The organism is Undibacterium sp. GW821-FHT07F11, from assembly GCF_059418665.1.
Map to the genome: position 1 here is coordinate 398,110 of NZ_JBWKQH010000003.1, position 14,426 is coordinate 412,535.

The 14,426-nt window shown below is 48.5% G+C and carries 13 protein-coding genes; 8 read left to right on the forward strand and 5 right to left on the reverse strand.

The annotated features are described in order from the left end of the window. Nucleotides 1-123: 123 nt before the first annotated feature. Nucleotides 124-2,754, forward strand: a complete 2,631-nt coding sequence (gene mutS / locus AC07OI_RS08985) for a DNA mismatch repair protein MutS (protein WP_495256971.1) — start codon at nucleotides 124-126, stop codon at nucleotides 2,752-2,754. Nucleotides 2,755-2,819: 65 nt separating this feature from the next. On the opposite strand, the gene AC07OI_RS08990 is transcribed toward mutS, so the two are convergent. Continuing rightward, the gene (locus tag AC07OI_RS08990; protein ID WP_495256972.1) at nucleotides 2,820-3,377 is read right to left on the reverse strand and encodes an FKBP-type peptidyl-prolyl cis-trans isomerase; all 558 of its coding nucleotides are present in this window, start codon (nucleotides 3,375-3,377) and stop codon (nucleotides 2,820-2,822) included. A 78-nt stretch (nucleotides 3,378-3,455) separates the two neighbouring features. Between AC07OI_RS08990 and AC07OI_RS08995 the strand changes: the two genes are divergently transcribed. Then, nucleotides 3,456-4,589: a JmjC domain-containing protein gene (locus AC07OI_RS08995; protein ID WP_495256973.1), complete on the forward strand. Its 1,134-nt coding sequence runs from the start codon at nucleotides 3,456-3,458 to the stop codon at nucleotides 4,587-4,589. Between the two features lie 306 nt (nucleotides 4,590-4,895). Here the strand turns inward: AC07OI_RS08995 and AC07OI_RS09000 are convergent, their stop codons facing one another. The 3 genes from AC07OI_RS09000 to AC07OI_RS09010 form a co-directional block, all read right to left on the reverse strand. Further along, entirely contained in the window at nucleotides 4,896-5,153 is a 258-nt protein-coding gene (locus AC07OI_RS09000) for a hypothetical protein (RefSeq protein WP_492704475.1), read from the reverse strand. 165 nt (nucleotides 5,154-5,318) lie between these two features. Beyond that, nucleotides 5,319-5,666 carry a c-type cytochrome gene (locus AC07OI_RS09005; protein WP_492704476.1) on the reverse strand — a complete coding sequence of 116 codons (348 nt, stop codon included), beginning with the start codon at nucleotides 5,664-5,666 and terminating at the stop codon, nucleotides 5,319-5,321. A gap of 15 nt (nucleotides 5,667-5,681) precedes the next feature. Then, entirely contained in the window at nucleotides 5,682-6,005 is a 324-nt protein-coding gene (locus tag AC07OI_RS09010) for a c-type cytochrome (RefSeq protein ID WP_492704477.1), read from the reverse strand. Nucleotides 6,006-6,287: 282 nt separating this feature from the next. On the opposite strand from AC07OI_RS09010, the gene AC07OI_RS09015 reads away from it, so the two are divergent. Beyond that, the gene (locus AC07OI_RS09015; RefSeq protein WP_492704478.1) at nucleotides 6,288-7,151 is read left to right on the forward strand and encodes an AAA family ATPase; all 864 of its coding nucleotides are present in this window, start codon (nucleotides 6,288-6,290) and stop codon (nucleotides 7,149-7,151) included. A 69-nt stretch (nucleotides 7,152-7,220) separates the two neighbouring features. Here the strand turns inward: AC07OI_RS09015 and acs are convergent, their stop codons facing one another. Continuing rightward, complete coding sequence (gene acs, locus AC07OI_RS09020) at nucleotides 7,221-9,215, reverse strand: acetate--CoA ligase (protein WP_495256974.1); 1,995 nt, start codon at nucleotides 9,213-9,215, stop codon at nucleotides 7,221-7,223. A gap of 336 nt (nucleotides 9,216-9,551) precedes the next feature. Here acs and AC07OI_RS09025 point away from each other — a divergent pair, with 336 nt between their 5' ends. From AC07OI_RS09025 to AC07OI_RS09045, 5 genes are all read left to right on the forward strand, one after another. After that, nucleotides 9,552-10,151: a TIGR00645 family protein gene (locus AC07OI_RS09025; protein ID WP_492704574.1), complete on the forward strand. Its 600-nt coding sequence runs from the start codon at nucleotides 9,552-9,554 to the stop codon at nucleotides 10,149-10,151. A gap of 58 nt (nucleotides 10,152-10,209) precedes the next feature. Beyond that, nucleotides 10,210-11,733, forward strand: coding sequence for a fumarate hydratase (locus tag AC07OI_RS09030; RefSeq protein WP_495256975.1), 1,524 nt, complete (start codon nucleotides 10,210-10,212; stop codon nucleotides 11,731-11,733). A 46-nt stretch (nucleotides 11,734-11,779) separates the two neighbouring features. Continuing rightward, nucleotides 11,780-12,634: a glutamate racemase gene (murI, locus tag AC07OI_RS09035; protein WP_492704481.1), complete on the forward strand. Its 855-nt coding sequence runs from the start codon at nucleotides 11,780-11,782 to the stop codon at nucleotides 12,632-12,634. Between the two features lie 140 nt (nucleotides 12,635-12,774). Next, entirely contained in the window at nucleotides 12,775-13,434 is a 660-nt protein-coding gene (locus AC07OI_RS09040; protein WP_495256976.1) for a MarR family winged helix-turn-helix transcriptional regulator, read from the forward strand. 215 nt (nucleotides 13,435-13,649) lie between these two features. Continuing rightward, nucleotides 13,650-14,414 carry a hypothetical protein gene (locus tag AC07OI_RS09045; protein WP_495256977.1) on the forward strand — a complete coding sequence of 255 codons (765 nt, stop codon included), beginning with the start codon at nucleotides 13,650-13,652 and terminating at the stop codon, nucleotides 14,412-14,414. Nucleotides 14,415-14,426: the final 12 nt, after the last annotated feature.

Genomic DNA, 14,426 nt, shown 5'->3' on the forward strand with positions numbered 1-14,426 from the left:
ACAACCGTAGACCAAGGCAATCGTCTATGATATGGTGCGCACCAAATTTGGACTGACTGGATATAAATTCCAGCGCTTCAGCAAGCAAAAACAAGAAAACAAAACGAATAAAATCAAAGTCTTATGACCGCAAAAGAAATACAACATACTCCCATGATGACCCAATATCTGCGCATCAAGGCAGACTATCCGGAAACTCTGGTGTTTTATCGCATGGGCGATTTTTATGAACTGTTTTTTGGCGATGCCGAAAAAGTCTCGCGTCTATTGGGCATCACGCTGACTCAGCGCGGCAGTTCTGGTGGCGAACCAATCAAGATGGCGGGTGTGCCCTTTCATTCACTGGAACCCTATCTGGCCAAGCTGGTCAAGATAGGTGAATCAGCCGCCATCTGCGAACAGATAGGTGATCCGGCAACCAGCAAGGGACCGGTAGAGCGCAAAGTCATGCGCGTGATTACCCCAGGTACACTGACCGATACCGATTTGCTGCCAGAGAAATCTGACCGTCCATTGTTGTCACTGTGCATGCTGCAACAAAGAAAGACCGTCAGCATAGGCCTGGCCTGGCTGTCACTGGCTAGTGGCGCTTTGAAGTTAATGGAAGTATCGACGGATGAAAAATCCTTGCCGCAACGCCTGCAGCAAGAACTGGAACGCATCAGTCCTGCAGAAGTATTGCTGTCCGCCGGTACACTTTTACTGGATGAACACTACAGCCAGTTGCCGGGCAAATTTTCTGAATTACCTGACTGGCATTTTGATGTCAAGCAGGGACAAAAAGCCTTGCAAGACCAATTAGGCACTGCTTCATTGACAGGCTTTGGAGTAGAAAACCTGAATGCTGCCCTGGGTGCAGCAGGTGCTTTACTACGCTATGCAGAAAGCACACAAGGCCGTGGCCTCAAGCATGTCAATACGCTCAATGTCGAAAGCGAACATGAATTCATAGGGCTGGATACCGCCACACGTCGCAATCTTGAATTGACTGAAACCCTGCGCGGGCAAGAATCCCCCACCTTGTTTTCTTTGCTTGACCATTGCCGCACTGCCATGGGCTCACGCCTGCTGCGTCATTGGCTGCACCATGCTCGCCGCGATCAGGCAGTTGCCAGGGCACGCCACGATGCCATCAAGGCGCTGATACAGGCGGATTCCACCGATGGCCTGGCAACCACCTTAAAAGCCATTCCGGACATAGAGCGCATCACTACGCGCATCGCCCTGCAATCTGCGCGCCCACGTGATTTATCTGCGCTGCGAGATGGCATGCAAAACCTGCCCGGTTTGCGCAATTATGTCAGTCTGTGCATCGCCGACAATCAGACCAGTCTGCTGACCAAGGTTTTGTCTGACCTGGACACGCCAACTGAATGCCTGGATCTGCTGGAGCGCGGCCTCATGCTGCAACCAGCTACCATGGTGCGCGATGGCGGCGTGATTGCGACTGGCTTTGATGCTGAGCTCGATGAATTGCGTGCGCTGTCAGAAAATGCGGGTCAATTCCTGATAGAACTGGAAGCATCCGAACGTGAACGCACTGGCATTGCCAATCTGCGTGTTGAATACAACCGCGTACATGGTTTTTATATTGAAGTCACGAATGGGCAAAGCGATAAAGTGCCGGACAATTACCGCCGTCGCCAGACTCTCAAAAATGCCGAGCGCTATATCACGCCAGAATTGAAGGCCTTTGAAGACAAAGCCTTGTCAGCACAGGAACGTGCGCTGGTACGCGAAAAAATGCTGTATGAACGCCTGCTGCAAGAATTACTGCCACAAGTGCCCCTGCTACAAAGAGTAGCAAATGCAATTGCACAACTCGATACCCTGGTCAGCCTGGCTGAACACGCGACCAAGAATAGCTGGTGTGCGCCGCAATTGGTGGATGAGCCTACCCTGCATATCGTCCAGGGTCGCCATCCGGTGGTAGAAAACCAGATAGAGCGCTTTATTGCCAATGATTGCGATTTTTCTGCCGAGCGTAAATTATTACTGATCACCGGCCCCAACATGGGCGGTAAATCGACCTTCATGCGCCAGGTAGCACTGATCACCCTGCTCGCTTATGTAGGCAGTTATGTACCGGCCTCTGAAGTGACGATAGGCCCGATAGACCGTATTTTCACACGTATAGGTGCAGCGGATGACCTGGCGGGTGGCCGCTCTACCTTCATGGTGGAAATGACGGAGTCGGCAGCCATCCTGAATGGGGCAACTGACCATTCACTGGTATTGATGGATGAAGTAGGTCGCGGCACATCTACATTTGATGGTCTGGCTTTAGCCTGGGCAATTGCCAAGCATCTGATACAGGTATCCAAGAGCTATACCCTGTTTGCTACCCATTATTTTGAACTGACGCAATTGCCTGAAGTGCACCCATCTGCAGAAAATGTGCATTTGTCGGCGGTTGAGCATAAGGAAAACATCGTTTTCCTGCATGCAGTACAAGCTGGCCCTGCCTCACAAAGCTATGGTTTGCAGGTGGCGCAACTGGCGGGCATACCTCAGGCAGTTATACGCTCCGCGCGCAAGCATCTGGCTGATCTGGAGGCACAGTCACTGCAATCAACGCCACAGTTTGATCTGTTTTCTTCAGCAGCTTCGGTACCAGAAACGGAAGTCGTGGAGCAAATTCCAGTCAATACTGAACTATTGGATACCCTTGACACCATGGACCCAGACAGCATGACACCAAGGGAAGCTCTGGCTGCCTTGTATGAATTAAAGAATCTGGCAAACAAGGCCTGATCAGGGTAAGCCCCCGAAAGAAAAAATGCCGCTGAAATCATTCAACGGCATTTTTTTATACAAGTTTAATGCAAAGGATGGCTGCGATATTCATCGCCCATGCCCTCATCGTCCTCGTCATCTTCGTCGTGATGATGTCCGTGGGCACCATGCACATGGCCATGAGCAACTTCTTCATCGGAAGCGGCACGTACGTCTTCAACCGTCAGGCTAAAGCGCAAGGCGATGCCTGCCAGAGGATGGTTGCCATCCAGCACGACTTTGTCATCCGCAATGTCAGTGACAGTAAAGATATGGGCATTGTCATCGTCTTCCGCATCTTCTGCCTCTTCGGGCATACCTTCAAACTGCATGCCAACTTCCAGCGGTGATGGGAAACGCTCGCGTGGCTCCACTTTCACCAAAGCTGCGTCATAGTCACCGAAAGCGTCTTCGGGGTTCAGATGGATAATAGTGCTAAAGCCCTTTTCCTTGCCTTCCAGGGCCTCCTCTATCTTGGGAAACACATTGTCGTACCCGCCATGCAGGTAAACCATAGGCTCCTGACCTTCTTCTATCAGATTGTCTTGTGCGTCTTTCAAGGTATAGACTGCAGTAACAACTGAATTTTTGCCTATCTTCATAGCAATTCCTTAAAAATTTATTTGCCCTGAGATTATACCCGTCTAGTCGAGTCGTTTGCCTCGGCCTATAATGCGGGCATGAAAAAAAATACCACTCCCCTTCCCCTGCTGGGCGGCATTACAGCAGAAGAGTTTCTCAGCGAATACTGGCATAAGAAGCCCTTGTTGATACGCCAGGCTATTCCTGGTTTTCAACCCCTGATCCCTAAAACTGATCTGTTTGACATGGCTGGCCGTGAAGATGTTGAATCCAGACTCATCAGCTTCTTCAACAAACACTGGGAAATGAAGTCCGGCCCGCAAGCCAGCCTGCCAGTCAAGGAAAAGAAAGACTGGACACTGCTGGTACAAGGCGTCAATCTACATGATGACAAGGCCGATGCACTGCTCAGACAATTCCGCTTCATCCCTGACAGCCGCCTCGACGACCTGATGATCAGCTTCGCGGCAGATGGCGGCGGTGTTGGACCTCATTTTGATTCTTATGATGTATTCCTGCTACAAGCACATGGCCAGCGCAAATGGCGTATAGGTGCGCAAAAAGATTTAACGCTGATTGATGGCATGCCCCTCAAGATATTGCGCAACTTCAAGGCTGAACAGGAGTTTGTGCTTGAACCGGGCGACATGCTGTATCTACCTCCAAAGTATGCGCATGACGGTATCGCTGTAGGTGAATGCATGACCTATTCCATAGGCTTCCGTGCACCTTCATATCAGGAGCTGGGCGAGTCCTTCCTGCATTTCATGTCAGACTCGATAGATTTGCCAGGCCGATATGCCGACCCTGACTTGAAAGTCAGTACCAAACCCGCAGAAATCAGTAATGAGATGCTGGAACAGGTTGCTAAAGAGATTGCCAAGATTCAATTTACCGACGATGACGTGCTCATTTTCCTTGGAGAACACCTGACAGAACCCAAGCCCAGCATATTTTTTAATGGCCCGGAAAAGCCTCTGGCACCTAAACGTTTCCATCAGACTGCGCTGAAAAATGGTGTAAAACTATCACGTAAATCACTGATGTTATACAAAGGAAAACATGTGTTCATTAACGGCGAATCATTTGCTGTTGGCAAAGAAGACAAGATTTGCCTGAGCAAATTGGCAAATCAAAGAGAACTGGATGGTGTGGACCTGGCACACATTTCCGCAGATGCGGTAGAAACATTCTGCCTCTGGTATGAAGATGGCTGGCTTGAATTACGCTGACAAATGCTGCAACGCGCCATTATTTTAAAATATGAAAGGAAATTTTCTTCCTGCAAGTAGGCTATTTTCATGGAAAACCTGAAATTTCCCACTAAAAATAGCGTCTTGTCTAGAAATAATGGCTGATTTGAGTGCAAAAATGCATCTATGCCTATTCCATTAATGGAAAAATCATTATAATTCCGGGTTAGGAAACTTTCGTAGGGGCCGAATGTCGTTTTGGCGAGAAGCTCGCGAATTAACCTATAGAGCGATAATTACCGGTAATTATTCATCGCAAAGTTTTGATCTTCTTTTTTGATCTATTTATTGAAAGTACAAACATGAAAAAATCACTCTTGCTCGTTTCCCTGTTGGCATTGACTCTGGCTGCTTGCGGCGAGAAAAAAGCTCCTGAAGCATCCGCTCCAGCAGCATCTGCAACAGCACCAGCTCCAGCATCTGCTCCAGCAGAAGCTCCAGCAGCTGCTCCAGCTCCAGCAGCAGCATCTGACGCAGCAGCAGCATCTGGCGCAGCTCCTGCAGCATCTGCAGCAGCTTCCGCTCCAGCAGCAGCTTCCGCATCTGCTTCCAAGTAATTTTTAATTACTTAAGAAAAACCGACCTTCAGGTCGGTTTTTTTTCGCCCAGGGAAATACAAATAACGATTACTTAAAAAATCCCTCATGCGAAACAGAAGATACAAAAAAAGCCACGATAATTCGTGGCTTTTTCATCATCAGGCAAAACTTATTTTTTCAATACCAAATTACTTGGCAAACTATGCAAGTAAGCTGCGATATTTTGTATATCCTTGTTTGATAAAGCCTTGGCTTGAGTCGCCATGGTTGGATCAGAACGACCGTTCGCAGCATCGCCACCACGTTGGTAAGCACGCAGAGCTTGAGCCAAGTAATCGGCATGCTGGCCTGCAAGCTTTGGATAGGCTGGCTCTTTCGGGTTACTGTAATTCTCACCATGGCAAGACGCGCAATTAAACTTTGCTGCAGCTTCCTTACCCGCTTGAATATCACCACCCGCATATGCAGCGAAAGACAGAGTAGACAACAAAGTTGCCATCAACAGAGTTTTCTTCATAATCCTATCCTATTCTTATTTTTGTTGAGAGTAATATGCTGCCAAATCCGCAATATCCTGATCAGACAGGCTGCCGGCAATGCCACGCATGGATGGATGCTTGCGGTCACCTTTTTGATAAGCTTTCAAAGCCTTTTCTATGTATTTTTCAGATTGACCGCCAATCATCGGCACCTGATAGACCTCAGGGAAAGTCGCTTTGTAGCCAGGAATAGCATGGCAACCGATGCACATTGCGATTTTCTTTTCAGCGGCATCTTTAGGATTACCAACCGGATCTGCTGCAGTAGCAGCTTGAGCGAGGCTCACCATAGCGAGGAGTGCAAACAATTTTTTCATATTAGCGATTATTAATTAGCAGGCAGATCAATAAATACAGTGTTTTGATATAACTCAGTATTTTAGCTGATTACGAGCAAATTTGCGCAAAAAACCTGGGGCCAGCCCCTATGTGCGGGGCAAAAAAGCTGCATTTATGCAATTTCAAATGAAAAATTTATTGTCTTCCCGTACGGCTTGCATAGAAAAAAGAACAGCCGTTCACAAGAGGGTAAATTCTCGCTTATACTCTTTACATCCTCATTTACATCCTCAAGCAACCAACATGTCGAGTTTATATCCATGACACAAGCCCCAAATACTTTACGCTTTGACGGTGCTGACAATTATGTCGCCACTGATGATTTGAAACTGGCAGTCAATGCAGCCCTGAGTCTGCAACGTCCGCTATTGATCAAGGGCGAGCCTGGCACAGGCAAAACCATGTTGGCAGAAGAAGTTGCTGCGGCCCTGAATATGCCTTTGATGCAGTGGCACATCAAATCCACTACCAAGGCGCAGCAGGGCTTGTATGAATACGACGCAGTATCACGCCTGCGTGATTCTCAATTGGGTGACGAACGTGTCAAGGACATTCACAACTACATTATCAAAGGGGTGTTGTGGCAAGCCTTTACTGCTGACGAGCCTGTGGTTTTACTCATTGATGAAATCGATAAAGCGGACATAGAATTTCCCAATGACTTGCTGCGCGAACTCGACCGCATGGAGTTTTATGTCTATGAAACCCGTGAAATGGTACGCGCCAAACATCGTCCGCTGGTAATCATTACGTCCAACAATGAAAAAGAATTGCCAGATGCCTTCTTGCGCCGCTGCTTCTTCCATTACATCAAATTCCCTGACAAGGAAACGATGCAAAAGATCGTCGACGTGCATTTCCCCAAATTGAAATCGGATTTGCTAGCGCAAGCACTGCAAACTTTTTACGAAATCCGCGACGTTGCCGGTCTCAAGAAAAAACCTTCAACCTCAGAATTTATAGACTGGCTAAAACTTTTGCTGGCAGAAGATATTCCGCTGGAGGCCATGCGCAGCAAGGACAATAAGGCCATCGTGCCTCCCCTGCACGGTGCTTTACTGAAAAATGAGCAGGACGTGCATTTATTTGAACGCCTGGTATACATGTCGCGCACCAACCGCTAAGCAAGATGCAATGAAAAATGGCGCTGCAGTGCAGCGCCATTTTTTTATTATATTGATCGGAAGTCCAACTTATTGTGCCTGCTTCAATTGCTCCAGAATAGCCGGATTTTCCAAGGTTGAAATATCCTGGGTGATTTCCTCACCCTTGGCCAATACGCGCAGCAAACGACGCATGATCTTGCCGGAGCGTGTCTTGGGCAGATTATCACCAAAACGGATTTCTTTTGGCTTGGCGATAGGGCCAATTTCTTTCGCCACCCAATTGCGCAATTCAGTCGCAATTTGTTTCGCTTCATCGCCAGTTGGACGTGTGCGCTTCAATACAACAAAGGCGCAAATCGCTTCACCTGTCGTTTCATCAGGCTTACCTACTACGGCAGCCTCAGCGACCAAAGGATTGGCAACCAGAGCAGATTCGATTTCCATCGTCCCCATGCGGTGACCAGAAACATTCAGCACGTCATCGATACGGCCAGTGATGGTGAAATAGCCCGTATCTTTATTGCGTATCGCACCGTCGCCAGCCAGATACACTTTGCCGCCAAATTCTTCAGGGAAGTAGCTTTTCTTGAAACGCTCAGGATCACCCCAGATCGTACGTATCATGGATGGCCATGGACGTTTCACTACCAGAATACCGCCCTGTCCATTAGGCAAATCATGACCTGTCTCATCAACAATCGCAGACATGATGCCTGGCAAAGGCAAGGTGCAAGAACCCGGCACCATGGGCGTTGCACCTGGCAATGGCGTCATCATATGACCGCCTGTTTCTGTTTGCCAGAAAGTATCAACAATAGGGCAATTGGTGCGACCAATGTTATTGTAGTACCACATCCAGGCTTCAGGATTGATAGGCTCACCGACAGATCCCAACAAACGCAGGGATGACAAATCAAATTTATTGGGGTGAATATTGGCGTCACCATCCGCAGCTTTGATCAGGGAACGTATCGCTGTCGGTGCAGTATAGAAAATGGTGGTCTTGTGTTTTTCTATCATGCTCCAGAAGCGTCCGGCATTCGGGAAAGTTGGGATACCTTCGAACACAATCTCCGTCGCACCAGCGGCCAGTGGGCCGTAGGTAATATACGTGTGGCCAGTCACCCAGCCTATGTCAGCAGTACACCAGAACACATCGGATGGCTTGATATCAAAGGTCCATTTCATCGTCAAAATGGCCCACAACAAATAACCACCAGACGAATGCTGTACGCCTTTTGGTTTGCCTGTGGAGCCAGATGTATAAAGTATGAACAAAGGATGTTCTGCACTGACCCATTCAGGCTCACAGACTGCTGACTGCGTTGCTACCAGTTCATGCATCCACACATCACGGCCAGTCGCAACATTGATATTGCCGCCCGTACGTTTATAGATGACGACGCTTTTTACTTTTTCACAATCACCCAAGGCCAGCGCTTCATCCACAATGGCCTTCAAGGGTAAATGTTTACCGCCACGGACTTGCTCATCCGCAGTGATAACCGCTACTGCACCCACATCCACAATACGCTCTTGCAGGGATTTTGCCGAGAAACCACCAAACACAACGGAATGTGTTGCACCTATGCGTGCGCAGGCCTGCATGGCGACCACACCTTCAATGGACATGGGCATGTAAATAACAACGCGGTCGCCCTTGCTGATGCCCAGAGATTTCAAGCCATTGGCGAACTGACAGACTTTTGCGTGCAAATCTTTGTAGCTCACCTTGGTAACTTCGCCACCATCTGCCTCGAAGATCACTGCCACTTTATCGCCATTGCCGTTTTGCAGATTCACATCGAGGCAGTTGTACGATACGTTCAGCAAACCATCTTCAAACCATTTGTACATGGGTGCTGTCGACTCATCCAGCACCGTGCTGAAGTCTTTATGCCAATGCAGGTTTTCACGCGCCAAGCGCGCCCAGAAGCCTTCATAATCTTGCTCGGCTTCTTTGCATAATGCGTTATAGGCATCCATGCTTGGGATAGCCGCATTGGCAACAAATGCTGCCGGTGGATAGAAAACGCGGGATTCTGTTTTAGCTTCAGCTTGCGCAGCGTTGAGGTCAGACATTTGTTATCTCCAGCTTGTTATCGTTAGTTTGAAATCTTCACTTCTGTTAAGTCCGGGCAAAATACCTAAGCGCTTTGCCACTATCCTAACAGCCCCACCCTAAGCTGATATTGCACCAGATTGTGGCAGTAATTTTGACAGTTAAGCACAGCGCAAACCTTAAACTTGGAGACTTACTCAAGCCTTACGGTTGTATTTTTGAAAAATGATACCACAAAGATACCATTACATCTCCACTACATACCTGCCTTTATCAGCTACGCTACCCGAGCAGGCTCCGCCCATGTAAAATATCGGTTCGCACTAAAATTGCCCCTTTCACCAACGATTGCCGACATGACCAAACCAGTTTCTTCAGCAAAACTATCCCCCCTTGCCAGCCTGATTTTTTTTAGCCGTTGGCTGCAACTACCACTTTATCTCGGATTAATACTTGCGCAATGTGTTTATGTATTTCACTTCTGGGTAGAACTGGTCGATTTAATTGGCGCAGCAATGGGCAATGAAACAGCCCTTCAGCATATTATTGATGCCGTATCTACTGGCGGCGCAAAACCAACAAAACTGACTGAAACTACCATCATGCTGGTGGTGCTAGGGCTGATAGACGTAGTCATGATTTCCAATCTGCTCATCATGGTTATTATCGGTGGCTACGAAACCTTCGTCTCACGTCTGGGACTGGACGGTCACCCGGACCAGCCTGAATGGCTGTCACACGTTAATGCATCGGTACTCAAAGTCAAGCTTGCCATGGCGATCATTGGTATTTCATCGATACATTTACTAAAGACCTTCATCAATGCTGGCAACTATGAAACGAAAAACATCGTTGCTCAAACGTGCATCCACATCGTCTTTTTGATGTCAGCTCTGGCGATTGCCTATTGCGATCAGATCATGACCAAAACTGCGCAGTCAGGCAACGATCATTAATTCAACAGACCATTTATTTTTTACCAATTAGTTTTATTACCTAGCCAAGAGCCAAATCATGACAGTCATCAAGCAAGACGATCTGATCGAGTCAGTAGCCGCCGCGCTGCAATACATCAGTTACTATCATCCAGCCGACTATATCGCCCATCTGGCGCGTGCTTATGAAGCCGAGCAAAACCCGGCAGCAAAAGATGCGATTGCGCAGATCCTGACCAACTCGCGCATGTGCGCCGAAGGTCGCCGTCCTATCTGCCAGGACACTGGTATTGTCAATGTATTCCTGAAAATCGGCATGAGTGTACGCTTTGAAGGTTTCAGTGGTTCCATCATCGATGCAGTCAACGAAGGTGTGCGTCGCGGTTATAACGATCCCGACAATAAACTGCGCGCCTCCATCGTTGCTGATCCTCATTTCGAACGCAAAAACACCAAGGACAATACACCTGCCGTAGTACACATGGAACTGGTTCCTGGCGATACAGTCGATGTCAAAGTCGCAGCCAAAGGTGGCGGTTCTGAAAACAAGACCAAGTTCGTCATGTTGAACCCTTCTGACTCTCTGATTGACTGGGTCATGAAAACCGTGCCGACCATGGGCGCAGGCTGGTGCCCTCCCGGCATGCTGGGTATAGGCATAGGTGGTACTGCAGAAAAAGCCATGCTGATGGCGAAAGAATCCTTGATGGATGACATCGATATGTATGAGCTCAAGCAACGCGGCCCACAAAACAAGACTGAAGAATTGCGCATAGAGCTGTGCGACAAGATCAATGCACTGGGCATAGGCGCACAAGGCCTGGGTGGCTTGACGACAGTACTCGACGTCAAGATCAATATGTATCCTACCCATGCTGCATCCAAGCCTGTTGCCATGATCCCCAACTGCGCGGCCACACGCCATGCGCATTTTGTGCTTGATGGTTCAGGCCCCAGTTACATAGAGCCACCAAAACTGTCTGACTGGCCAGATGTAAGCTGGGCACCTGATACAGAAAAATCCAAGCGCGTGGATCTGAACACTCTGACCAAGGAAGAAGTCGCTTCCTGGAAGCCAGGCCAGACCTTGCTCTTGAACGGCAAAATGCTGACTGGCCGCGACGCAGCTCACAAGCGCATTCAGGACATGCTGGCCAAAGGTGAGCAATTGCCTGTCGATTTCACCAACCGCGTGATTTACTACGTAGGCCCGGTTGATCCTGTACGTGATGAAGCAGTTGGCCCAGCTGGCCCGACTACCGCCACCCGTATGGATAAATTCACTGACATGATGCTGGAAAAAACCGGTCTGATCTCCATGATAGGTAAGGCAGAACGCGGCCCGGTCGCCATTGAATCCATACGCAAACACCAGTCTGCATACTTGATGGCAGTAGGCGGCGCTGCTTACCTGGTTTCCAAAGCCATCAAATCAGCCACCGTGGTTGGTTTTGCTGACCTGGGTATGGAAGCAATTTATGAATTTGATGTCGTCGATATGCCAGTCACGGTTGCGGTTGACTCCAGCGGCACATCCGTACACAATACCGGCCCGAAAGAATGGCAAGCAAAGATAGGCATCATCCCTGTCAGTGCATCCTGATCGCATTCTGATTATTGTTGAATATTACTAACTGAAACAGGAACCAATGTCCCCGATGGTACCAGAGGAATTTGCACGCTCTGCTCCAATTGGGGTATTTGATTCTGGCCTTGGTGGTCTGTCAGTATTGCAGCACATACGCCAAACCCTGCCACATGAAGCATTGCTCTATGTGGCAGATTCGGGTTTTGCACCCTATGGCGACAAAACCAGCGCAGAGATTCTGGAGCGCAGTATTGCCGTCACAGATTTTTTGTTAAGCAAGAAAATCAAGGCACTGGTCGTTGCCTGCAATACGGCTACTGCCGCCGCCATCAAGCATCTGCGGCTGCATTACCCAGACCTCATCATTGTTGGCATGGAACCGGGATTGAAACCGGCAAGCCTGCTCAGCAAGACAAAAAAAGTCGGCGTACTAGCCACTCTGTCCACAATACAAAGCGAAAAGTATCAAGCTTTGCGCATGCAGTTAAGTGCGGATACTGGCGTGGAATTTATTGCCCAGGCCTGCATAGGCCTGGTGGATCAAATAGAGAAAGCCGAAGCAGATTTAGATGAAACCCGGCTTTTGCTGGGAAAATATCTGAGCCCCTTATTTGATGCAAAAGTCGATACACTGGTACTGGGTTGCACCCATTATCCTTTTGTAGCCCGCCTTATACATGAGCTCACGTCCGCGCATATTTCTGACGGTGAACCCATCACACTCATTGATACCGGAAAAGCCGTTGCATCTCAAATACAACGTTTGCTGGTTGAGCGCGATCTGAAAACCAGCAACAGCGATATTCCCCGCATTAATGCTTACACCAGCGGAATTCCAGATAAGCTGCGACACGCCTGCACCCAGTGGATTAACATACCTGAGGACAAGTTAAGTGTTTCCACCTTCCGCACCTGATTTCAGCACCGGATGCATCCGGTTTCGACTGCACTGATAAAACCCAATCATAGAAGCAGGCAAATCCACAATAAAGCTAAGCACAAATAATTTAATTAGGACTCCTTTACATATCTATTTTATTACGCCATAATGTGTGCATGAAAAAATCAGCCAAGCATCCATGGGACGAAACACCAGCAACCAGCGAACGCATACTGGATGCGATTGCCAGAATTGCAGGCGTATTGCGCTCGGGCACTTGGCAATTCGCCACGTCTGAAGGTTTGAACCCTACGCAAGTCGATATCATAGACATGCTGGCAGCACGCAAAGATGCTGTCAGGCTGTCATGGATAGCCGAGCAATTGGGCGTCAGCACGGCCAGTGCCAGCGACTCGGTGAGTTCATTGACTGCAAAAGGTCTGGTAGAAAAAGCCCGCGCTCCCGACGATGGGCGTGCCATAGCCCTGAAACTGACTGCCGATGGTCATGCCCTGGTCAAAAAAATAGCTGGTGCAACCGGTTTTGCCAGCGAGGCCATCAAGCAATTATCACCCGCGGCACAAGAACAAACTTTTACCAGCCTGTTGAACCTGATAGGCAAATTGCAGCAAGCCGAGCATTTTCCGGACATACGCGCCTGTGTCACTTGCGTACATTTTATGCCTGACAGACATGACAATGCACTGGCACCCCACCATTGCGCTCTTGTAGATGCGCCTTTACGCAAAGAGCAATTGCGCCTGGATTGTCCTGAACATCAACAAACAGCGAGCAACATCATTCGCAGTAACTGGAAAAAGATTGAAATGAAATAAAAATGAAATAAAAATGAAATAAGTAAGAATGAAGTAGCCGAAAATGAGTTAACCAAGGCAGATCGCCTATTTTTTTGACCCACTTAATTAGGACTCCTACCAATAATATTTGATGCTGTGGTTCTTGCATCGGATGTGAGCAGCACACGCAGCAAAAATCAAGCGCGCAATGCGTGGCAATAAAAGAACCGTCACATGACATTTGAAAGCTAAACATGAAACACAGATACAAAAAACTCTGCCTTTGTTTTGGTCTTGGCCTGACTATGGCCAGCGCGACTCACTGGGCAGCAGCTCATGATCACGCACATCAGGGTGGCATACAAACTGAAGCCAGCAGCAAGATCAAACCTGACTTTGATATTTTCCATACCAAGATAACGACTGAAGGTAATGTGGCAATTTTTCATATTGCCGTCTCTGGCAAGGCTGGCAAGACCAGGCCTGCCAAATCAGGCAAGCTGGCGGGCAGCTCTGTTTTTTCCTATGTGTGGCCTACTACGATAGATCCATCTGCCGTTGGTTTCGAACCAAAAAGTGGCATCCTGGCTTTTGCTGTGACATCTCATCCTGACTTTGATGACACCCCATTGTTCGATGAAAATGGCGATGGCAATCCCAACAATGATGGCAATGTCTGGCACTCACATTGGGTAGTCTTGCAGCCCGACCAGGCCTGTGGCAAAGATGCACTGAAGGTGGTTGATATTCCCGAGGGTAACAAACCCCGCCTGCCCAAAACCTGGCCAGGTTTGCCAATACTCATAGACAGCCCTGGTTGGAGCCCAACTTTCAAAGGCAAGGCGCTGGAAGTGCGCGTGCCCTTTGATGATATAGCCAGCATTCAATCTGCCGGTTTTGATGGTGTCACCGCAGCCCTGCGCGTCAATGCCAGTGTCCACGCTCCATTACTTTGCGTCAGCAATGTTTTCAAAGTCGCCTCAGGCAATCTCAGCCTGCCAGGTAAATTCAATCAATAAGTCGAAACCACA

Bases quoted from the DNA above. Each gene is read 5' to 3' on its own strand.
- AC07OI_RS09005 (WP_492704476.1), bottom strand. From the start codon at position 5,666: ATGAAGAAAACTCTGTTGATGGCAACTTTGTTGTCTACTCTGTCTTTC.
- AC07OI_RS08995 (WP_495256973.1), top strand. From the start codon at position 3,456: ATGAAAAAAAATACCACTCCCCTTCCCCTGCTGGGCGGCATTACAGCA.
- AC07OI_RS09000 (WP_492704475.1), bottom strand. From the start codon at position 5,153: ATGCGGAAGCTGCTGCTGGAGCGGAAGCTGCTGCAGATGCTGCAGGAG.
- AC07OI_RS09030 (WP_495256975.1), top strand. From the start codon at position 10,210: ATGACAGTCATCAAGCAAGACGATCTGATCGAGTCAGTAGCCGCCGCG.
- murI (WP_492704481.1), top strand. From the start codon at position 11,780: ATGTCCCCGATGGTACCAGAGGAATTTGCACGCTCTGCTCCAATTGGG.
- acs (WP_495256974.1), bottom strand. From the start codon at position 9,215: ATGTCTGACCTCAACGCTGCGCAAGCTGAAGCTAAAACAGAATCCCGC.
- AC07OI_RS09015 (WP_492704478.1), top strand. From the start codon at position 6,288: ATGACACAAGCCCCAAATACTTTACGCTTTGACGGTGCTGACAATTAT.
- mutS (WP_495256971.1), top strand. From the start codon at position 124: ATGACCGCAAAAGAAATACAACATACTCCCATGATGACCCAATATCTG.
- AC07OI_RS09045 (WP_495256977.1), top strand. From the start codon at position 13,650: ATGAAACACAGATACAAAAAACTCTGCCTTTGTTTTGGTCTTGGCCTG.
- AC07OI_RS09025 (WP_492704574.1), top strand. From the start codon at position 9,552: ATGACCAAACCAGTTTCTTCAGCAAAACTATCCCCCCTTGCCAGCCTG.
- AC07OI_RS09010 (WP_492704477.1), bottom strand. From the start codon at position 6,005: ATGAAAAAATTGTTTGCACTCCTCGCTATGGTGAGCCTCGCTCAAGCT.
- AC07OI_RS08990 (WP_495256972.1), bottom strand. From the start codon at position 3,377: ATGAAGATAGGCAAAAATTCAGTTGTTACTGCAGTCTATACCTTGAAA.
- AC07OI_RS09040 (WP_495256976.1), top strand. From the start codon at position 12,775: ATGAAAAAATCAGCCAAGCATCCATGGGACGAAACACCAGCAACCAGC.